21 protein-coding genes are annotated in these 18,999 nt (G+C 37.2%); 8 read left to right on the plus strand and 13 right to left on the minus strand.

Annotated features, from left to right (window positions below; translation table 11 throughout):
• Nucleotides 1-199: 199 nt before the first annotated feature.
• From H4J73_RS10165 to gpsA, 4 genes are read left to right on the plus strand one after another with little or no spacing between them, the layout of a single operon-like run.
• Nucleotides 200-628, plus strand: a complete 429-nt coding sequence (locus H4J73_RS10165; RefSeq protein WP_182180657.1) for a rhodanese-like domain-containing protein — start codon at nucleotides 200-202, stop codon at nucleotides 626-628.
• Between the two features lie 26 nt (nucleotides 629-654).
• Nucleotides 655-909, plus strand: a complete 255-nt coding sequence (grxC, locus tag H4J73_RS10170; RefSeq protein WP_182180655.1) for a glutaredoxin 3 — start codon at nucleotides 655-657, stop codon at nucleotides 907-909.
• Nucleotides 910-951: 42 nt separating this feature from the next.
• Nucleotides 952-1,467 carry a protein-export chaperone SecB gene (secB, locus tag H4J73_RS10175; RefSeq protein WP_182180653.1) on the plus strand — a complete coding sequence of 172 codons (516 nt, stop codon included), beginning with the start codon at nucleotides 952-954 and terminating at the stop codon, nucleotides 1,465-1,467.
• Between the two features lie 57 nt (nucleotides 1,468-1,524).
• Entirely contained in the window at nucleotides 1,525-2,532 is a 1,008-nt protein-coding gene (gpsA, locus tag H4J73_RS10180) for an NAD(P)H-dependent glycerol-3-phosphate dehydrogenase (RefSeq protein ID WP_182180651.1), read from the plus strand.
• Between the two features lie 47 nt (nucleotides 2,533-2,579).
• Here gpsA and trmL read toward each other — a convergent pair whose 3' ends face one another.
• The gene (trmL, locus tag H4J73_RS10185) at nucleotides 2,580-3,044 is read right to left on the minus strand and encodes a tRNA (uridine(34)/cytosine(34)/5-carboxymethylaminomethyluridine(34)-2'-O)-methyltransferase TrmL (RefSeq protein ID WP_182180649.1); all 465 of its coding nucleotides are present in this window, start codon (nucleotides 3,042-3,044) and stop codon (nucleotides 2,580-2,582) included.
• Between the two features lie 102 nt (nucleotides 3,045-3,146).
• Here trmL and H4J73_RS10190 point away from each other — a divergent pair, with 102 nt between their 5' ends.
• The gene (locus H4J73_RS10190; RefSeq protein ID WP_182223475.1) at nucleotides 3,147-4,043 is read left to right on the plus strand and encodes a cation diffusion facilitator family transporter; all 897 of its coding nucleotides are present in this window, start codon (nucleotides 3,147-3,149) and stop codon (nucleotides 4,041-4,043) included.
• Between the two features lie 14 nt (nucleotides 4,044-4,057).
• On the opposite strand, the gene H4J73_RS10195 is transcribed toward H4J73_RS10190, so the two are convergent.
• The 3 genes from H4J73_RS10195 to H4J73_RS10205 all read right to left on the minus strand — a co-directional run bounded on the left by H4J73_RS10195 (nucleotide 4,058) and on the right by H4J73_RS10205 (nucleotide 7,273).
• Nucleotides 4,058-5,098 (minus strand): alpha/beta fold hydrolase, encoded by a 1,041-nt coding sequence (locus H4J73_RS10195; RefSeq protein ID WP_182180645.1) that lies wholly within the window; start codon nucleotides 5,096-5,098, stop codon nucleotides 4,058-4,060.
• A 70-nt stretch (nucleotides 5,099-5,168) separates the two neighbouring features.
• Complete coding sequence (locus tag H4J73_RS10200) at nucleotides 5,169-6,560, minus strand: ATP-binding protein (RefSeq protein WP_182180643.1); 1,392 nt, start codon at nucleotides 6,558-6,560, stop codon at nucleotides 5,169-5,171.
• Nucleotides 6,560-7,273 carry a response regulator transcription factor gene (locus H4J73_RS10205; protein WP_182180641.1) on the minus strand — a complete coding sequence of 238 codons (714 nt, stop codon included), beginning with the start codon at nucleotides 7,271-7,273 and terminating at the stop codon, nucleotides 6,560-6,562. The genes H4J73_RS10200 and H4J73_RS10205 overlap by 1 nt, the downstream gene beginning before the upstream one ends.
• Nucleotides 7,274-7,509: 236 nt before the next feature.
• Here H4J73_RS10205 and H4J73_RS10210 point away from each other — a divergent pair, with 236 nt between their 5' ends.
• A complete protein-coding gene (locus H4J73_RS10210; RefSeq protein ID WP_182180639.1) occupies nucleotides 7,510-8,001 on the plus strand; it encodes a Spy/CpxP family protein refolding chaperone in 492 nt (163 codons plus the stop codon).
• An 11-nt stretch (nucleotides 8,002-8,012) separates the two neighbouring features.
• On the opposite strand, the gene H4J73_RS10215 is transcribed toward H4J73_RS10210, so the two are convergent.
• The 5 genes from H4J73_RS10215 to rsgA form a co-directional block, all read right to left on the minus strand.
• Nucleotides 8,013-10,016 carry a M56 family metallopeptidase gene (locus H4J73_RS10215; RefSeq protein WP_182180637.1) on the minus strand — a complete coding sequence of 668 codons (2,004 nt, stop codon included), beginning with the start codon at nucleotides 10,014-10,016 and terminating at the stop codon, nucleotides 8,013-8,015.
• 56 nt (nucleotides 10,017-10,072) lie between these two features.
• On the minus strand, nucleotides 10,073-10,453 hold the full coding sequence (locus H4J73_RS10220) for a BlaI/MecI/CopY family transcriptional regulator (RefSeq protein ID WP_182180635.1): 381 nt from the start codon (nucleotides 10,451-10,453) through the stop codon (nucleotides 10,073-10,075).
• Nucleotides 10,454-10,585: 132 nt separating this feature from the next.
• On the minus strand, nucleotides 10,586-11,323 hold the full coding sequence (locus H4J73_RS10225) for a glycerophosphodiester phosphodiesterase (protein WP_182180633.1): 738 nt from the start codon (nucleotides 11,321-11,323) through the stop codon (nucleotides 10,586-10,588).
• Nucleotides 11,324-11,325: 2 nt separating this feature from the next.
• Nucleotides 11,326-12,159, minus strand: a complete 834-nt coding sequence (gene asd, locus H4J73_RS10230) for an archaetidylserine decarboxylase (protein ID WP_182180767.1) — start codon at nucleotides 12,157-12,159, stop codon at nucleotides 11,326-11,328.
• 68 nt (nucleotides 12,160-12,227) lie between these two features.
• Complete coding sequence (gene rsgA / locus H4J73_RS10235) at nucleotides 12,228-13,265, minus strand: small ribosomal subunit biogenesis GTPase RsgA (protein WP_182180631.1); 1,038 nt, start codon at nucleotides 13,263-13,265, stop codon at nucleotides 12,228-12,230.
• Between the two features lie 326 nt (nucleotides 13,266-13,591).
• Here rsgA and orn point away from each other — a divergent pair, with 326 nt between their 5' ends.
• The gene (orn, locus tag H4J73_RS10240; RefSeq protein WP_182180629.1) at nucleotides 13,592-14,137 is read left to right on the plus strand and encodes an oligoribonuclease; all 546 of its coding nucleotides are present in this window, start codon (nucleotides 13,592-13,594) and stop codon (nucleotides 14,135-14,137) included.
• Between the two features lie 231 nt (nucleotides 14,138-14,368).
• On the opposite strand, the gene H4J73_RS10245 is transcribed toward orn, so the two are convergent.
• From H4J73_RS10245 to H4J73_RS10260, 4 genes are all read right to left on the minus strand, one after another.
• Nucleotides 14,369-16,417: a methyl-accepting chemotaxis protein gene (locus tag H4J73_RS10245; RefSeq protein ID WP_182223476.1), complete on the minus strand. Its 2,049-nt coding sequence runs from the start codon at nucleotides 16,415-16,417 to the stop codon at nucleotides 14,369-14,371.
• A 434-nt stretch (nucleotides 16,418-16,851) separates the two neighbouring features.
• Nucleotides 16,852-17,157, minus strand: a complete 306-nt coding sequence (locus H4J73_RS10250) for a hypothetical protein (protein WP_182180625.1) — start codon at nucleotides 17,155-17,157, stop codon at nucleotides 16,852-16,854.
• Nucleotides 17,158-17,252: 95 nt separating this feature from the next.
• On the minus strand, nucleotides 17,253-17,555 hold the full coding sequence (locus H4J73_RS10255; protein ID WP_182180623.1) for a hypothetical protein: 303 nt from the start codon (nucleotides 17,553-17,555) through the stop codon (nucleotides 17,253-17,255).
• 174 nt (nucleotides 17,556-17,729) lie between these two features.
• Nucleotides 17,730-17,951 carry a hypothetical protein gene (locus tag H4J73_RS10260; protein WP_182180621.1) on the minus strand — a complete coding sequence of 74 codons (222 nt, stop codon included), beginning with the start codon at nucleotides 17,949-17,951 and terminating at the stop codon, nucleotides 17,730-17,732.
• Nucleotides 17,952-18,502: 551 nt separating this feature from the next.
• Between H4J73_RS10260 and H4J73_RS10265 the strand changes: the two genes are divergently transcribed.
• A complete protein-coding gene (locus H4J73_RS10265; protein WP_182180619.1) occupies nucleotides 18,503-18,988 on the plus strand; it encodes a DUF4442 domain-containing protein in 486 nt (161 codons plus the stop codon).
• The last annotated feature ends 11 nt before the right edge of the window (nucleotides 18,989-18,999 follow it).

Raw genomic sequence — 18,999 nt, forward strand, 5'->3', positions numbered from 1 at the left:
AAATAAAGAATTGCTTGTGTGCTATTAGACAAAATAATTCAACGCAATTGTGTGCTTTTATTTGTTATCCGTCAGTTGTACCAACAAAAATTATACTTTGATTGATTTAATCGCTCATCACGTAAAGTTCTTTTTGGGTTTGCTCGGTAATTCTGTATACTATCGGCAACTTTTTATTCAACCAATATTTATTATTTTTATGGATCAATTAATTATTTTTGCTGGTAATCATCCAGTGTTAAGTGCAGCTTGGGCAGCGATTGTCGTGCTGATTATTATTACGACTATTCGTATTCAAATGTCACCTATTAAGCAAATATCTACGCAGGAGCTTACTTTTTTAGTAAATCGTGAAGAAGGTGTTGTTGTCGATATTCGTACGGAAAAAGAATTTAAAGCGAGTCGTATTATCGATTCGAAAAACTTAGTTAAAGAGAAAGTAACAAATAATGATTTTGCTACCCTTGAAAACTATAAAGATAAACCCATCATAGTTGTATGTACCGCAGGAATTACAGCTACACCTGTAGCTAACCAATTACTTAAAGCGGGCTTTACTAAAGTTAGCTTGTTAAAAGGTGGTATGAATTCTTGGGTAAATGCAGGTTTACCGCTCGTTAAAAAATAACGATTAATAACTTATAAAGGTTTGATATGACTGTTGATATTTACACTAAAGTGACTTGTTTTTATTGTGTGCGAGCAAAAGCTTTATTCGATGAAAAGCAAATAAGTTTTAATGAAATTAAGATCGACAACAATACAGAATTACGTAATGAGATGATTAAACGTAGTGGCGGTGTTACCGTTCCACAAATCTTTATTGGTGATGTGCATGTCGGTGGTTGCGATGAACTCTTCGCATTACATGCCGCGAATAAATTAGATGAACTTTTAGCAAAAGATTAAAAGTCATCATTAAATAATAGCAATTACAATAGGAAACAGAACATGTCTGATGAAAACAACAACACGGATGTAGCACAAGCGGCTACTGATAAAGCAGCCCCACAATTTGCTATTCAACGTATTTATACAAAAGATATTTCTTTTGAAACACCTAACTCTCCCGCTATCTTCCAAAAAGATTGGAAACCTGAAATTCAATTAGATTTAGATACTAAATCAAATAAATTAGCGGAAGATACTTATGAAGTTGTACTTTCTGTGACTGTTACTGCTACCGTTGAAGGACAAACTGCCTTTTTAGCTGAAGTTCAGCAAGCCGGTATTTTTTCTATAGGTAATTTACCTGAAGCGCAACTTGCACATACTATTGGTGCTTTCTGTCCAACGACTTTATTTCCATATGCACGCGAGTCAGTTGCCAACTTAGTCAGCCGTGGTTCATTTCCACAAATTAATTTAGCGCCAGTGAATTTTGAAGCATTATTTGCTTCATACGTTCAGCAACGTGCCGCTCAAGCAAATGCTGAGCAAGCACCTGCGAGCGCTGAAACTCACTAGTCCCCTTTTGCTTTTATGCAAATCGGTTACTAGTCACCATAAAATGGAATTGATGATATGTCGGAATTAACGGCAAAGATCACAGTTTTGGGGGCAGGGTCTTATGGCTCTGCCCTTGCTATTTGTCTTGCTAGAAATGGTCACAAAACTGTATTGTGGGGACGAGATCCTCAGCATATTGCCCAGATGCAAGCGACTCACTCGAATGAAAAATATTTACCCGGTTGCCAATTTCCACCATCACTCATAACAACAGACGATCTTGCCAGAGCGGTTAAAGCGAGTGAAAACATTCTGGTTGTTGTACCTAGCCACGCTTTTGGCGAAATGCTTAGTCAGATCAAGCCATTTTTATTACCTAAGGCTAAAATAGCTTGGGCCACTAAAGGCTTAGATCATAAAACAGGTCGATTACTCCAAGATGTTGCACGTGATATTTTGGGTGATGATATTTCATTAGCGGTATTATCGGGTCCCACGTTTGCAAAAGAGATGGCTGCAGGGTTACCAACCGCTATTTCGTTATCGTCGACTGACGATGACTTTGTCACTGAAATTTCTGACTTACTCCATTGCGAAAAAACTTTTAGGGTGTACGCAAATAAAGATTTTATTGGTGTACAACTCGGTGGTGCAGTTAAAAATGTTATTGCTATTGGTGCAGGTATGGCCGACGGTATTGGCTTTGGTGCCAATGCTCGAACGGCATTAATTACCCGCGGTTTAGTTGAAATGACCCGTTTAGGTTGTGCACTAAATGCAGAGCCCAGTACTTTTATGGGAATGGCCGGTTTAGGTGATTTAGTGCTTACTTGTACTGATAATCAATCACGTAATCGTCGGTTTGGCTTAGCGTTAGGTAGTGGTGTTGATGTTGAAAAAGCGATGGCTGATATTGGTCAAGTTGTTGAAGGCTACCGCAATACCAAAGAAGTTTACATGTTAGCGCAACGTATGGGCGTAGAAATGCCTATTGTTGAACAAGTCTATCAAGTACTCTATTGTGGAAAATCAGCAAGGTTAGCGGCCGCTGATTTACTCTCCCGAGATCGTACTGTCGAATAACTTAACACACTGCAAATGGAGCTCTTTTTAAGTTAACTTACTGTTCCTTAAACTGAGCCTTCAAATCCCATTTGTCGCCATGCTTCAAAAATAATAACAGCCGTTGCGTTCGATAAATTCATGCTACGGCTATCTTTAACCATTGGAATACGAATTTTGTTTTTATCCGGTATTTGTTGTCTTACTTCTTCTGGCAAACCACTTGTCTCTGAACCAAAAAGTAAATAGTCACCTTGTTCAAAGGATACATCGCCATAGTAGTTTGTCGCTTTGGTTGTGATTGCTAGTACGCGACTGGGTTGTTCATTTTCAATAAAAGCTTCATAATTTTTATGGCGCTTAATTGCTGCAAACTCATGGTAATCTAAACCCGCTCGGCGTAGTTTTTTATCGTCTAGATCAAAGCCAAAGGGTTCTATTAGGTGCAGCCTAAAGCCAGTATTCGCGCAGAGGCGGATAATATTACCCGTATTTGGTGGAATTTGTGGCTGAAATAAAACAACGTCTAACATATTAATAATACTTGAATTCAAAGATGATAAGCTATTATACCAAACGAATTAATATATTGTACAACTTACATCCTCACGAGTGACATTGGAAAAGTAAATAATATGAGTAAAGCTTTAGCAAAAAATGATGACTACGGTTACTGGGTGAAAATTGCTGCTTTTGCAGCGACAGCTACGGCCTTATTACTCGTTGTATTGAAACTTTATGCTTGGCTGGCAACTGATGCGAGTTCTATGTTGGCTTCAGCAACAGATTCAATGCTCGATTTATTTGCTTCACTCATGAATGTTGTCATCATTCATTATGCGTTGGCACCCGCCGACGAAAAACACAAATTTGGTCACGGTAAAGCTGAGAGTTTGGCTGGGTTGGTACAAGCGGCCTTTGTTACAGGTTCTGCACTATTACTGGTTTTTCATGGCTTTGACCGCATTATTAACCCGAAGCTGGTTGTTAAAACAGAAATCGGCATTATCGTTACTATTATCGCTATAGTGATGACCCTTTTGTTAGTTTTGTTGCAACGTTTCGTGATTAAAAAAACACGCTCGGTCGCAATCAGTGCCGATGCTTTACATTATCAATCTGACTTATTGCTCAATCTTGGTGTACTTGCCGCTTTAATTTTAAGCAGTGGGTATTCTCAGTATGCTGATGGCGCATTCACTTGTGCTGTGGGCTTGCTGTTATTAAGTGGCGCTTTAAAGATTATCTATCTAAGTGTTCATAACTTGATGGATCACGAATTGAGTGAAGATGAACTTACTCAAATAACCGCAATTGTGTTGTCTCATGATTCAACATTAGGTGTTCATGACCTAAGAACGCGACAATCTGGGCCACATCGCTTTATTCAATTTCACTTAGAGCTTGATGACAGGTTATCTTTACTTGCAGCTCACAGTATTGGTGAAGCTATAGAGAAAGAAATAGAAGCGAAGTTTTCACCTTGCGAAGTCTTCATTCATCATGATCCTACTTCAATTGTTGAACGCTAAAATAATCATAAAAATTAAGCTGAGTGCTTTCTAAACCAATCAAGTGATTTTTTTATTGCCGGCGTGCGGTACTCGTCTTTTTCAAACATAAGTTCATGAAAAGCGCCTTTAAATATAAAAGGTTTGCGGTGAGGGTTCAGCGCTGAATTTTTATGGTGTAATCGCAGGCAGAAAGCGTTTTGTGCGGTATTTGAAACAATTGTGTCATTGCCTGACTGCATCACAATAATAGGGGTAGTGAGGTTGTCTATATCCGCAAATATATGCTTATTGGCAATAATCGCTTCTTTAAGCCAATGCGCGGTTACACCTCCCAATTGAATCTGTTTGTGTTGTTGATAAACATCAACAAAAACTTGGTAGCGGATCGCGGAATGACTTAGTTCATTTTCTGTAAAAGGTGTTTTACTAAACCCTGTTTGTCCTATGAAGTAATTAGCTTCATCACTAAACCATGAATTTAGCTTATCTGCGGTGTAAATAATAGCTTTAGCGAGCCAATTGGGAATACTGCCATTGTTAACGGCAATCATTGGCGACGATAGCACAGCTGACTTTATCGAGTTTGGGTATAATTGCATCATACGAATAGCAATTGCACCGCCCATTGAATGGGCTAATAAGTGGGGGAGGGGCGTGGCACTTTTAGTTAAATTATTCGTGCAATATTGCGTTACAACCTCCATGATGAATTGTTTGAGGTCATGAGCGTAGTCATCAAATCTTTTCACAAATCCTTTGTGTTTATCTTTCAATAATCGTTCTGATAAACCTTGACCACGGTGATCAAGTATAAAGAGATTATAACCTTGGTGATGTAAATCAAAGGCGAGTTCTTGATATTTTAAGTAACTTTCTGACCGGCCTGTTACCAACACAAGACATTCTTGATATTGAGCGTTAATGAAGGCAGTATAATTTATTCTAATGTCATCAATGCCTTTAAAAGATGAGAAAACACCTTGTTGCCAAAACGCCTTTATTTGGGTGGATAAATACGTTGTTAATGCGGTTTCTTTGGAATATTCATCTGTACTGATTTGCGCTAAAGTCATGTTGTTCAATCCTGTAATAAGCGTACAGATAAGGTGATGATTGACACTATACTCTTTTATTATGTGTGATTTATGTTAATGGTAAAGTGATTCTTACCGATAAACCACCACTGTCTTTGTTTTTAGCACTTATCTTACCGTTGTGTGCCAATACCGCTTGTTGTGCGATAGCTAAGCCTAAACCTGTCCCCCCACTGTTTCTATCTCGGGCTTCATCCACACGATAAAATGGCTGAAATAGCTTTTCTATGGTGCTTTGAGGTACACCGGTACCGTTATCACTGATAATAATGCTTATACTGTTTTGTTGTTTGTCAATCAGGCGATGCATTGAAATAATCACTTCGCTATTCTTTGGGCTATATTTTATGGCGTTAATGATGACGTTACTGAATGCACTGCTTAATAAATTTTGATCAGCGAGTAGGTCCAGTGATAAAAAATTATTCATGGTAATTAAAATATGTTTTTCATCAGCAATATACTGGCAGTCTTGACAGATATCCGTTAACAATTCATCGAGGTGAACTGTTTGCAAATTTATTTTTTGAAAGGTATTTTCGAGTCGAGAAAGCGAGAGTACATCACTGATCATTTCATTTAAACGCGTGACTTCTAACTCGCAGCGGGCCAGATGTTTTTTTTGAAGTTCAGGCTTATTAATTGATTGTTGCGCTAAGCCTACGGCAAGTTGTAGGCGAGTCATTGGGGAGCGTAATTCATGGGAAACATCAGCTAATAAACGCTGATTAGCAGTGAGGTTAAGTGATAATTTATCCGCCATAGTATTGAAACTGGTCGCAAGTGAACCCAGTTCATCTTTTCTTTTATCTGCATTCTTGATACGTGCATCGAGCTGTCCGTTACCTATATCAGTAGCCGCTCGTCTTATTGCTAATATTGGCTTACTTAATGTTCTTGCTAACAACCAGGCGAGTAATGAACTAACAGCAATAGGAATGGCTAACTTTAACCAATTTGGAAGTTGCATAATAAAAGAATTAAAGTGTCGTGATTTACCTTTAACCACTAAATATAGTGCTACAGGCTTGTTGTCTAAGGTAATATTTTTAGGGCCGGTAATACGAGATCTTGGAAATTGAATACTGGTAATTGCAGGAAAACTATTTATTTCTAGGTAGCTCACTAAATTATTTAAAAATGGATTATTATCGGTGGTAAATTCACCACTTTTAATATCTTTAATAATAATGGCATCATGAGATATTTTAGGTCGGTATCGCAAAAGTTCACTGGCGGTAATATTTTTGCTTTCAATTCGATTAGCGAGACGGTTTAATTTTTTTTGGTCGTTAGGATGTGCAGGCAATATAATACTGTTTTCTGCTAATTGTGCTGAGATGAATCGCGTCGCAATAATCGAGCTTAAGGCGAAAAGCCAAAACCATAAAAATATTTTGAAGCCAATAGATGAAAATGAACGTCTAATTTTAGTGATCATTATTCATTATTCCCTAGGCTTTCTCCTGCAAGGAATATATAACCAGCACCACGAATAGTTTTTAATTTATCGCTTGGAGAAAATTCGAGTAACTTGCGGCGTATGTTACTGATATGCATGTCGATACTGCGGTCAAAAGCACTAAGTTTTCGCTTTAGAATTTGTTCTGATATTTCATTTTTATTGACGATTTGACTAGCATTATTCATCAATAAATCGAGTATTTGAAATTCAGTCCCCGTTAATTCTACTAATTGTTGATGACAGAAAACTTGGCGTGTTGCGTGATCTAATCTCACGGCATTGATCAGTTGATTGTTAATTTTACCTTCTCTGGTTTTTACTATTTTTATTCGTCGTAAAATTGCGTTAATACGCGCGAGTAATTCACGATGCTGAAAAGGTTTTGCTAAATAATCATCAGCGCCAAGCTCTAACCCTAAAACTCTATCGTCGTTATCGCCTTTAGCCGTTAACATCAAAATGGGCGTTTTATGCTGACCACCCAAGGCTTTTAATACTTCAAAGCCATTAAGTTTTGGCATCATGACATCGAGTAATATTAACGAAAAAGACTCATCAAATGCACGTGCTAAACCCGCAACACCATCATGACAAGCCTCGAGCTCAAAGCCTTCATATGATAAATACTCCGCTAATAATTCAGTGAGTTCTTTGTCGTCATCTATGATCAATATTTTCTGTTTACTCATAATTTTGCATCATCATACTTAGAAGGCTTATTTGGCTAGTGTTGATATTAACTTAACTCTTAGTAGAAAACTTACTTTGTTCGAGCCTTTACATAAAATTTACACTGGCTTGCGTTTCTTTGCATTGCAGAGTTTATAGTTATATCACTTAAGTTAATGAATTAGCCCACTTAGCTCCTTAAACCGCCAAATCATTTACTCAATTGATAGTATCTATAAACAATAAGGATTACCCAATGAAAAATAAATTATCAGTATTATTAGCCAGTGCCGTGTTAACGATGTCATTAGCGAGCACTTCCGCTTTTGCCTTGAATAATGATGAAGGTCATGGTCATAAACATAAAAAGCATGCGACTAAATCTATGCAAAAATCTGAAGGTTTTATGCAGCATAAGTTGAAAAAAATGATGAGGTATTTAGAACTCACTTTTGAACAGCGACAGCAAGTAAAAGCTATTTACCAACAGGCAAAAGAAAGTCGCTTAGTGTTAAAGGATAGTTTGCAAAATTTTCATCAACAAAGTGAAATTTTAATGATGGAAGACGACTTTAACGAACAAGCTTTTATTGACTTACAAAGTCAGTATCAAGATAGTTTTGCACAAATGGCATTGATTAAAGCACAGACAAAGCATCGCTTTATAGCATTATTAACAGAAGAGCAAAAACCGAAAATGAAGTCTCGTCGTGCTAGCGAGAAAAGAAGGCCTCATCATTTTGAATAGTTTTAGCTTTGTTATCGAGCAAGACTAAACGAAAAGATTTTAGACATGGTGCTTTCTATCGGCTGTTCGTTATAACTCGCAGGTGTGAAACGCCATTTTTCTAATGATGTGCGAATAGTATTACGGAAGTAACTTACTTTACCTTCACTACCGTATTGAATGTCACGAATATAGCCGTTTTTATCTATTGTGAACGTGACTTCAATATCGGTTTCAATACCCTTACGTTTGGCGTTCGATGGATACTTTGGGTAAGTTGACGTCAGTAGTTTTGCTGATGAGCGAATAGGCATAAAGTTAATAGCAGATTCACTTTTTGATGAGAGTACCTGTTCTACAGTTTTTGAATTGATATTCGCTGGCAGCGTTAATTGAGAAGTTTCTATTGAAGGCGCTCTTGCTAAGTTTGCGACTTGTTGGGCATATGGGTTCTTTAATATTGCCCCATCTCTGGTTGAGTCGGTGCGTTCAAAAGCTAATTCAGAGATTGATTTATTCGAGACTATTCTTTTAGTTAATACTAATTCTGGTAATGATTTATCCGCTGCTTGCTGAGTAGAAGTAAGCGGTGATTTATTTTCTTCAACGACCAAATTTCCGGTGAAATTGGTCACGGGTTGAATCGTTACATCCTCAATAGCGGTTATTTTTTTCTCAGTTGCTTTAGCTGAAAGACTTAACGCATTCACCTCATTAAGGTTAGCTTGAGCACTCGTGTTTCTAAAGTCGTTGGCTAATTCAATAGACGCTTTTGGGGTTGCTTTTTTTATTTTTAATGCGCTAATATTATTCGTTGAAATACGCTGCATAGATGGCGATGAAACAGTTTCAAGTAATTTATTTTTTAAGGGTATATTGTCATTTTTTTGATGTAATAATTGTTGCGCTAAAGCGGGTAAGGTTACTTTAGTATTGTCATTACTATGGGTGTTGAAGTTATCATCAGAATTACGATATAAAGAAATAGTGCCTGTGCTTATATCTAAGGTGGGGATTTGGATGAATTTCTTGCTGCCCACAGCGATAATTGAAAGAATAATTGCAATAGAGGCTAACCATTTTCCTGAATTATTCGTCGTTGAGCAATGCTGGTTTTGATCAATTAAACGTACCACTCGCTGTTTTAAGTCGCCTCCAGACGCTGCCATCGCCATTGCAGGAATAGAGTGATGTCGATGACTGTTACATATCGACGCAGTATCCGCTAGGGTATGCGCATAAGCAACAGGGTTACCACAATGTTGAACGGCGATATCATCACTACAATACTCACGTTCATTACGCATTTGCTTAGAAACCCAACGAACACCTGGATGGAAGAACAAAAATATTTCAACTAAGGTTTGTATAAAATTCACTAAGTAATCGTGGCGACGAATATGAGCTAGTTCGTGAAGAATAAGCATATCTAGTTGTGCTGGTGTTAGCCCTGAAAGCATAGATACTGGAATAAGCACTACAGGCTTCATCCAACCAATAGCCATAGGTACATCATTTTTTAGTGAAATTAAAATTTGTGGTGTACATGTTAACTTTACTTGCTGAACTAATCGGTGAAATCTTGCTTCAAGTTCAGGTTCTGCTGGAGATGTACCTGTTTTGGGAAGTTGATTAACATTATATAATTCAATAAATAGTTTAACCGCTAAAGCAAAACTAATTACTATCCATGTTAATGATAAGTAGGGTAAATATTCAACAGTATTGGCATACCAAGTCGCCGTGCTTTGCGCATCACCATTAATAATGTCAGCTAATAATATGCTGTTGTTTAGTAAAGGGCTAAATTGTTGAAAGTCAGCCTGCGAAATGATGTAGAAGGTGAAGAAGGGCAGTAATAGATTTGCAACCATCGCCAGTGACGAAAAGACATACCGCCACTGTGGTTTTTTATAAGACGTAAATGTTAATGCTAACTTTAAGGCAAGCGCAACAAAAAGCCCTTGCCAAATAAAATGGATAAGAGTCAACGATAAATTGTATAAAAAGGGACTACTCATTAAATTATCGGGCATTATCCTTCCGTGTTTATGTACATTTTAACGTACGACTATACCGGTTATTTTAGCTATTATTTTTCTAGCTCGTTGAGTAATTGACGAATATCGGCAATTTCTTCTTTACTCGTAGACTCATCTAAAGCTCGCATAACTAACTTTGATGTAGAACCACCAAAAGCTTTTGTCGCCAAGTCTTTTAATAACGATGACTGAGTGAATGTTTCACTGTTCGAGGGCGCATATACATGCGCACGATTACTTTCGTCACGAATGACCAACGTTTTTTCATGCATAATCTGTAAAATTTTCAAAACAGTAGTGTAACCCGTTTTTTGAGTTTTACTAACAACGTCATGTACCTGACGAACGGTTGCTGGACCAACTTTCCAGAGAACATTAAGCAAAGTTAACTCTGCTTCTGTAGGCTTGATATTTGTATTATCTCGAGCCATTGAAATTCCTTAATGCTGTGAATAATTATGAGTTAAATACGAATGTAATCGTATCTTGTGTTGATAAAATGAGCAACCACTTTTCGAGTTATTGATGATTTTTTGAAATAGAGTGCTGATAACAAAGGTTTTTTAATTATTGTTTTTTTGTTTTTTGTTAATAATTAACCTAGTACGAGTTGGATAGTTAGTAAAAATAGCATCAACGCCTAGTTGCATGCATTGTTGTATGTCTTGTTCTCGGTCTACGGTATAAACCCAAACAGCTAAGCCTTGCTGATGAATACTATTGACTAAGTTTTGGTTTAAGCAATGTATAGACGGGTTTACTGATTTTACCTGCAATGTCTGTTTAAATTCATCAAAGGTTAATGGGCAGTGTGCAATAAGTGCCGCAGTACTTACTTGCGGGATATCCCGTTTGATTTTTAATAATAGCGGGTGATTAAAAGCAGAGATAACAAATTGTGAATAGGTAAATTGCTTACGCTCAATAAAGCCATTTAACAGCTGCTTTAACGCATCAACAATCGTTGTTATGAGTGTTTTATCACTAGTCGTTGCTTTTAATTCAATGTTAACTAAACACTGACCGTTAATCGTTGCCAATGCTTTATCTAATGTTGTGGTGGCTTGATTATTGTGGGTGATAGCTAAAAGGGCTTCAAGTGAAAAGTCTTCAAAAGATAAAGCTTGCCCAGCGTTATTGATGACGAAGGCGTCGTGTAATAAAACAAACTGACCTGACGATTGATGGTATTGAGCATCAAGCTCAATACCATCGGCTTGCTGTTTTATTGCTTGCTCAAAAGCCAATAGTGTATTTTCAGGAAATTCTCCACTAGCGCCTCGATGAGCAATTATTTTCATGGCTAATCAGCGTTAACGATATTTGCGTAATGCTCACCTAAACGCGTAACAGTACCGGCACGGGCATCGCCACTAAACTCAATCATATTAGGCGCAAAGGTCGAAACTACCGTAGAGCCAAGTTTGAAACGTCCCATCTCGTCACCTTTTTCAAAAGTGATCGCGTCATCGCCATCAGCGGGGTAATTTTCTCTAAAAATACCTTTCTTTTTGGGTGAGGTAATCGTGCCTGCCCAAGTTGTTTCTATGCTGGCAACAATCGTTGCACCTACCAGTACCATTGCCATTGGACCTGCTTTTGTATCAAAGATAGCAACGACACGTTCATTACGAGAAAACAAGTTAGGCACGTTATTCGCCGTTAATGGGTTAACAGAAAATAAATCACCAGGCACAAAAATCATTTCTCGTAATGTTGCCGCCAGTGGCATATGAATACGATGATAATCTTTTGGTGCTAAATAGATACAAGAAAACTTACCGCCTTGGAATGGCTTGGCGGTGTTATATGAGCCACCGAGTAGGGTTTCTAATGAATAATCAAAGCCTTTAGCTTGAATTAAACGTCCGTCTTCAATATCACCTTGTTGGCTAATGGCACCGTCAACAGGGTAGCAAAGTGTTGTTTCATCTTTATCAATAGGGCGAGCACCATTTTCAAGTTCACGGGTAAAAAAATCGTTGAAGGTTTTAAAGTCTTCCGCATTTTTAAGCTTGGCTTCAGACATATTGATGTCGTAATTCTTAATGAATGCTTCAATGGCTTTCGTCGTTACTCGGCCACATTCTGCAGCAGCAAACTTTCCCGCTAAACGAGAAATCAAATGTTTAGGCATAAGGTATTGAAGGGTGATTTTTAATTTATTTAAAAGCACTGAATTTCCTTTATATTATCTATATTAATTTAGTTATTAAAACGGGAGGTTAATTTATTATCGCCTAAACTGGCTAATATTCGTTGAAAACTTGCTAAACGTTTAGGGTGTATTTTCATCTCTTTTCCTGCGGCAATTAATGCACAACCGGGGTCTTGTTGATGCTTACAATCTCTAAATCGGCAACCACCTAAGTAATCTGCAAACTCAATAAAACCACCATAAACTTCTGCGGGAGTTAAATGCCAAAGGCCAAACTCTCGAATACCGGGTGAATCAATTAAATCGCCACCTTGTTTAAAATGATATAAACGAGCAACCGTTGTGGTGTGTTGACCTAATCCCGAATTTTCAGAGACTATTTTGGTCATTAAACCAAGTTCAGGCATTAGCGTGTTAGTAAGTGTTGACTTACCAACACCCGACTGACCCACAAAAATACTGGTATGTTCACTGAGTTGTTTTTTGAGTTCTTCTATACCGTGTTGAGATTCATTACTGACATAGATTACTTGATAACCAATATCACGATAAATATCAAGGTGCTTCTCAATTTCTGTTTTGGTGGCCTCATCAAGTAAATCGGTTTTATTGAGTAAGATAACCGGTGTAATACCTGTTTGTTCTGCGGCCACTAAATATCGGTCGATAATATCTGGATTAAAGGCAGGTAATACAGAAGAAACGATGAGTATTTGGCTAATGTTGGCAGCAATAGGTTTTACACCGTCATAAACATCAGGGCGGCTTAATACCGACGTACGCTCGTGTACAGCCTCTATTACGCCTGAAATACTATGCTGAGTTTCTTTACCTCTACGCCATAGCACTTTATCGCCACAGACTAAAGACTTAACACCACGGCGAATATTACAGCGAATGCAATCGCCATTTTCCGCCTCAACATCAGCATGCTGACCAAAACGGCTGAGAATTGTACCGTTTTCAGGTTCACCTAGTTCAGTGTCTTGCCATTGCACTTGTTCAGGTTTATTACGCAGTTTTTTCGCTTGATTATCTTTAATGCGTCTTGTCTGACCTTTAGTCAGCTTTTTTATCTTAGACATGCGGTTTTATCATGTTAATTATGGAGTTTCACTCTTGTTTAAAAAAAGGCTAATGCGACAAAAAGTTTTAATCACAGTTCATTGTACGTATTATACTGACTAAATCACAATTCATCTAATATACTTGTAATAGTAATATCAGTTTTATTACGTTTGTGATTTTATTATGTATGGGGAAAACAAATCAAAGCAAGGCGCGCAATTGATTTTTGCCGAGACGTTGAAGATTAAAACAACGCTGCCTTAGCGTATTTAACCCTGCATATGTGGGCGATCAATGGATGAAATTGGTCTCAGTAAACAGTTGGCATTATTAAGGAAGCGGTATGACATGTAGCGACACAAATTTAATTTGGTTAGATTTAGAGATGACAGGATTAGAGCCTGATACGGATGTGATTTTAGAGATTGCCAGTATTATCACCGACAGCCATTTAAACATTTTAGCGCAAGGGCCAGTCTTTGCGATTCATCAAAGTGATGAAGTCTTAGATAATATGAGTCAGTGGTGTATAGAACACCATGGTGAATCAGGTTTAACTGCGCGTTGCCGTGAAAGTTTAAGTACTTTAGCCGATGCTACTCAGGCAACGATAAAATTTGTTGAGCAATATGTACCAAAAGGAAAATCACCAATGTGTGGCAATAGCATTGGACAAGACAGGCGCTTTATCAATAAGTACATGCCTGATTTTGAAGATTACTTTCATTATCGAAATTTAGATGTCAGTACCGTTAAAGAATTAGCGCGTCGCTGGAAACCTGAAGTATTAGATAAAGTGGTAAAAACGGGGGCTCATTTAGCCCTTGATGATATTTTAGAGTCAATTGCTGAAATGAAAGTTTATCAAGAACACTTTTTTAAATTGTAATGCCCTTTATCAATACCTTTCAAATAAAAGCGCCCACGGCGCTTTTATACTTTACGACAGCCCTGTCTTTTTTGTTAAAAATCCACCTCAATGGTCCTTAAATGTAAATATCTGTTGATAAGTCTTAAGCTATAAAGAAAATATTTTGGTCACTGTAGCGTATTTTAGCCTCAAGTGATCTCAATTTTTAACAATCATAGGTTGTTAGTTACAGATTATACAAATAACGATTTAGATTTTAAATTGCCTAACTTGCGTATTAAGTGCTTCACCCAGCTTTGCTAATTCAACACTGGTTGTTGCTATTTGTGACGTTGATGTAGACGATTGAATGGTTAATTCTTGTACATTGACAACATTGCGATTAATTTCTTCTGCAACAGCAGACTGCTCTTCTGAGGCAGTTGCAATCTGACAATTCATATCATTAATTGCAGTGATTGATGAGGTAATTAGTGTGAGCATTTGACCTGTTTCATCGGCTTTTTCTACTACATGGTGTGTTTGCTCACGGCTTTTGTTCATACTATCAACAACAGCAATGGTGCCATTTTGTATTTTATCGATCATAATTTCAATTTCTGAAGTGGATTGTTGCGTCCGCTGTGCTAGCGAACGCACTTCATCAGCGACAACAGCGAAACCACGTCCTTGTTCTCCTGCTCGAGCTGCTTCTATAGCAGCATTGAGTGCTAATAAATTTGTCTGATCAGCAATACTTTTAATCACATCTAAGACTGAACTAATATTTTCACTATCAACTTTTAGTTTATTAATGGCTTCTGCAGAGTGTTCAATTTCACTTGCCAATAGACCCACTGACTCTATTGTTTCCTTTACAACATTGGCACCATTACCTGCACTGACATTAGCTTCTTTTGCAGAACTTGCTGCTTGCTCAGCATTACTGGCAACATCTCGAACTGTTGCTGCCATTTCATTCATTGCAGTGGCAACTTGTTCTATTTCACTTCCAAGGTTCTCTACGCCTTGACCTGTCTGCTGACTAACCGTCGATAACTCTTCTGCGGAGCTTGAGAGCTGTTCCGTAGAATAGGTTACTTCACTAATTACAGTGTGTATCTGGGCAGTAAATTGATTGAAGGCACGGGAAACATCACCGGTTTCATCTTTGGCACTTTCGTCAATAACAACGGTTAAATCACCCTCGCGTTGAGCAATATATAGTCGATTGACTAATCGTTGTAACGCGCCACCGATACTCATCGAAATATAAAGAGCAAGCGTACTACCGGTTATAAGGCCTATAAGGGTAAGTATTAACATTATATTGCGCGCTGTCGCATATTGGTTGTCACTTAATTGTGAGTCATGAGACATATCACTTTCTGCTTTTTTCACCAGTTTAGCCATTAAATCACTGGCTTGATCACTGATGATGCGGCCTTGGTTTGTTGACAGGTCAAACGCGCGTTGATTCCCATTTTCTCGTGTAGCATCTCTTATTTTTTGGTTTAAGGTCATATATTGTTCGTAAGCAAGGGTAAAATCTTTTATTTCTTGTCTATCTTCTTTAGGTACAAGGGCTCTTAGGGCCGTCAATCGTTCATAAATATCTTTTTGAGTGATGTCAATGGCTGTGGCGTACTCATTAATGCTTTCAAGTTGCGTGGAGAGAATCATGTTTTTTTCGTCACGTTGAATTTCAACTAAATTACGATTGATACGTGCCGCAAGTTTAATGCGTTCGGCAACAAGCTTTGCATCGACTAAACGTTTGACTGCAGTCAAAGCTAGGTCGTTACGAGCTACAACGGCAATGATTGATTTAGATGCAGTATCATAGGCCAAACGGGCCTCGTCTCTGGATAATTTTCCGGCGACTTTATTCGAGTTAAGTCTAGCCAGTGTTCGAACTTCCGTGTTTATTTTTATGTATTGATCCCAAGTGTTAGCAAAATCATCTAATATTTTTTTACCATTACCATCAAGTAATACTCTTAACTTGGCCAGGCGCTTGCTCATTTCAGTGTTTTCTAAATCTGTGTTGGTAGAAAATATATCCATCTCTTCTTGAGTGTTTGCTAATATAATATTCTTTTCAGCCCTCGATATAGATAAAAGATTTTGATTTATTCGTGCAGCAAGCTTAACTTTTTCGACAGATATATCAACAATGTCATTGAGTTGATTGTTTATGTTAGACATTCCTCTCACTCCAAACCATGCAGATATCACTAAGAAAAAAATTAAAAGGCTAAAGCTAGCAACCAACTTTGTTTTTATTGAGTAGAGTTTATTACTTTGGGGTGTATTCATATATGCCTCTTATTGATAATACTTAAGGTCCACAATAATTTAATGTTTATTCTGTCGTATAAAGAATGATCCACACCAGTTTTGTGAGCTAAAAGAGAAAAAATTCTGTTACTTATACTCGGATATATCTGCTTATACTCGGATACATCTGCTTAGGTAAGTTTAGTATAATGTTTTAAAGTTACAAATCGTATTAAGCTATCGAACAATTTTTTTGATAAGAGATAACATTTTTAAGTGAGTTAAATATTCTATTTACGGCGTTTTGTAGTTACCGTTCATAAAGCGTCTTGTAGTGGTCAAGATGAAGATTATGACGATGATTAACTTGGCTAATCACTAATAGAAGTTGTTATACCAAAAAGGATATACTTTCCCATTCAGGTATGGCATTTCTTTTGAAATAATAGGCATTCTTCAATTTTAGTCTGCTCCTAACCACCTTTATTTCTCTCATAGGCGGGAATGTCGATATAACCATCATCGCCCCTTGCAACGGCCTCTCTTAGGTTTGCTTTGCGAGATTTCCTCGATTCTATAGTTTCACCAAACACCTCAAGATGTGCATTTTCCATCAAATTAAGTGCTTCCTCATTGGAAATCACACCGAGAGCCTTACCTGCATGAAGATACCCTTCTAACCTATGTTTTTTCTTATCATCTTTTTTGTAGTCTTTGACTTCTTTGAATATAGAAGTCAGTTGCGTATAGCATGAATCAATAAACGTTTGCTTATCCATAAAATTCCTCTTAATCACATTGTATACTTATGAATTATTGCTTTTAATTTGAATGAGCAGAGAAATAATTTTTGCTATAACTCTGCTGTTTTTAACTATTTGATGCTTTTTGAAAAGAGGCTAGTCACTACTTTTTGCATTTCTAATTTCGAAGACTCTGAGATTTCAGGCATCAAAATACTTGAATATCCGGCCACCGAGACAGGACCATATCCATCATATTCTTCACCAGTATCAGCATTTATAGCAACATGCTCGTCATTAGTTACATCAAAGTCATATAATTTGCCAAAATAATACCAGAACCATTTTTCCTCATGTGGGCTAGTATTTGCAATAACATCTGCGACCCTTTCTTTATTTGGGTTTTGCATGACCTCAGTTTTATACCAATCCAATTAACTTTGCTTCCAAATTTCTGGTGTTCATAAACGATTTCAATGCATCCAGCATATCTAGAGAAGAGAGTTTTTCATCATAAGATGCATGGTTATAAAAATCCCAAATATCATCGAGGTTAAGAGTCTTAAGCTCTTCCCACAATTTTCCGCATGTTGATTTATTAACAATGCTTAATCAGCAACAAAACCAATATCGAGCATTCGTTCAAAGCATTGTCGATTTGCTTGTTCTTTATTAGTTACTTGTAACTCATCTGTCAATTGAAAAGCGGCATAACTTTTAAAGCCACTGTATGAGGCAATTGCTTCATATATCTGGCTTTTTTTAATTGATGGGATGGTAATTTTAAGCACGCAGTGAGTAGCATGAACTAATGGTTGTAAATTTTTCATAAACATATCCATATCCATATGCCTAAGGCAGCTTCAATACTGCTATCAATTATCGTTATACGCGATTACAACATGATTTGCTCAAGGCATGTCTTAATTTATAAAATTTTTATGTGTTGCTTGTAATAGATTAGGTATTACTAAGATCTTTTTAGGTGTTTTGCTCTTTTTCACTCGCGTACAAGTGTGGCTAGCGCCAAAATAAAAAATACCTCTTTAAGTAAAATTTAGCAAATAAAACTAAAAAAACTGCAATATTTCGACTTAAACTAAAAGTTTGATTTTGAAAAGTCCTTCAACATTCAATTTCAACCGCAAAACGGCAGTAGGGCGGATTATTTCAAGCTTTATATCACCTCAACCAATTAATGTTATTGATTATTATGAAATAACCTTTTTCATAATTCGAGACATGTGTACCGGACAAAAGACGGAATGTCTTAGAAACTACAACATTAAAACGCAAGATATTCTGTAGTATAGTAAAATGCCTTGCAGGTCAGACCAGTTTGCGCGACACTACTTTTAAATTAACAGAATGTGAATAACTTATGGCGAATAAATTTGGAAAAATCATCAGTAAAGTTAATAAAATGCCGCGTTTTATACGCTCTTTTTTACTGACTAAAATTTTTTGTTTTACGGTAAAGTTTGCCGGTACTTCATCAATAAAGCTTATTTCAGTTTCGCACACCAAAGCTGTATTGTTTTTAGAAAATAAAAAGAAAGTACAAAACCATATTGGCGGTATTCACGCCATTGCTGCTGCATTATTGGCAGAATCAGCAACGGGTATTGTTTTTGGTATGAATGTACCTGACCGTTGTGTACCTTTACTAAAAAGTATGACGATAAACTTTGAAAGGCGAATGCAGGGAAGTTTATCTGCGGTCGCTGTGTTAAGTGAAGCCGACATTGAACAGATAGAAAATGCCGACAAGGGCAGCTTAATGGTCAGTGTAGAAATTACCGATGAATCACAAAAAAAGCCTATTGTTTGTGAAATGGAATGGGCTTGGGTCACCAAAAGAAGTTAAGTTTTTATAAA

This window comes from Colwellia sp. MB3u-41 (assembly GCF_014076845.1).
Lineage (GTDB): Bacteria > Pseudomonadota > Gammaproteobacteria > Enterobacterales > Alteromonadaceae > Colwellia_A.

What these genes read in the sequence shown, in the direction of transcription:
- H4J73_RS10165 (WP_182180657.1), top strand. Translation starts at nt 200, where the DNA reads ATGGATCAATTAATTATTTTTGCTGGTAATCATCCAGTGTTAAGTGCA.
- grxC (WP_182180655.1), top strand. Translation starts at nt 655, where the DNA reads ATGACTGTTGATATTTACACTAAAGTGACTTGTTTTTATTGTGTGCGA.
- secB (WP_182180653.1), top strand. Translation starts at nt 952, where the DNA reads ATGTCTGATGAAAACAACAACACGGATGTAGCACAAGCGGCTACTGAT.
- gpsA (WP_182180651.1), top strand. Translation starts at nt 1,525, where the DNA reads ATGTCGGAATTAACGGCAAAGATCACAGTTTTGGGGGCAGGGTCTTAT.
- trmL (WP_182180649.1), bottom strand. Translation starts at nt 3,044, where the DNA reads ATGTTAGACGTTGTTTTATTTCAGCCACAAATTCCACCAAATACGGGT.
- H4J73_RS10190 (WP_182223475.1), top strand. Translation starts at nt 3,147, where the DNA reads ATGAGTAAAGCTTTAGCAAAAAATGATGACTACGGTTACTGGGTGAAA.
- H4J73_RS10195 (WP_182180645.1), bottom strand. Translation starts at nt 5,098, where the DNA reads ATGACTTTAGCGCAAATCAGTACAGATGAATATTCCAAAGAAACCGCA.
- H4J73_RS10200 (WP_182180643.1), bottom strand. Translation starts at nt 6,560, where the DNA reads ATGATCACTAAAATTAGACGTTCATTTTCATCTATTGGCTTCAAAATA.
- H4J73_RS10205 (WP_182180641.1), bottom strand. Translation starts at nt 7,273, where the DNA reads ATGAGTAAACAGAAAATATTGATCATAGATGACGACAAAGAACTCACT.
- H4J73_RS10210 (WP_182180639.1), top strand. Translation starts at nt 7,510, where the DNA reads ATGAAAAATAAATTATCAGTATTATTAGCCAGTGCCGTGTTAACGATG.
- H4J73_RS10215 (WP_182180637.1), bottom strand. Translation starts at nt 10,016, where the DNA reads ATGCCCGATAATTTAATGAGTAGTCCCTTTTTATACAATTTATCGTTG.
- H4J73_RS10220 (WP_182180635.1), bottom strand. Translation starts at nt 10,453, where the DNA reads ATGGCTCGAGATAATACAAATATCAAGCCTACAGAAGCAGAGTTAACT.
- H4J73_RS10225 (WP_182180633.1), bottom strand. Translation starts at nt 11,323, where the DNA reads ATGAAAATAATTGCTCATCGAGGCGCTAGTGGAGAATTTCCTGAAAAT.
- asd (WP_182180767.1), bottom strand. Translation starts at nt 12,159, where the DNA reads ATGCCTAAACATTTGATTTCTCGTTTAGCGGGAAAGTTTGCTGCTGCA.
- rsgA (WP_182180631.1), bottom strand. Translation starts at nt 13,265, where the DNA reads ATGTCTAAGATAAAAAAGCTGACTAAAGGTCAGACAAGACGCATTAAA.
- orn (WP_182180629.1), top strand. Translation starts at nt 13,592, where the DNA reads ATGACATGTAGCGACACAAATTTAATTTGGTTAGATTTAGAGATGACA.
- H4J73_RS10245 (WP_182223476.1), bottom strand. Translation starts at nt 16,417, where the DNA reads ATGAATACACCCCAAAGTAATAAACTCTACTCAATAAAAACAAAGTTG.
- H4J73_RS10250 (WP_182180625.1), bottom strand. Translation starts at nt 17,157, where the DNA reads ATGGATAAGCAAACGTTTATTGATTCATGCTATACGCAACTGACTTCT.
- H4J73_RS10260 (WP_182180621.1), bottom strand. Translation starts at nt 17,951, where the DNA reads ATGAAAAATTTACAACCATTAGTTCATGCTACTCACTGCGTGCTTAAA.
- H4J73_RS10265 (WP_182180619.1), top strand. Translation starts at nt 18,503, where the DNA reads ATGGCGAATAAATTTGGAAAAATCATCAGTAAAGTTAATAAAATGCCG.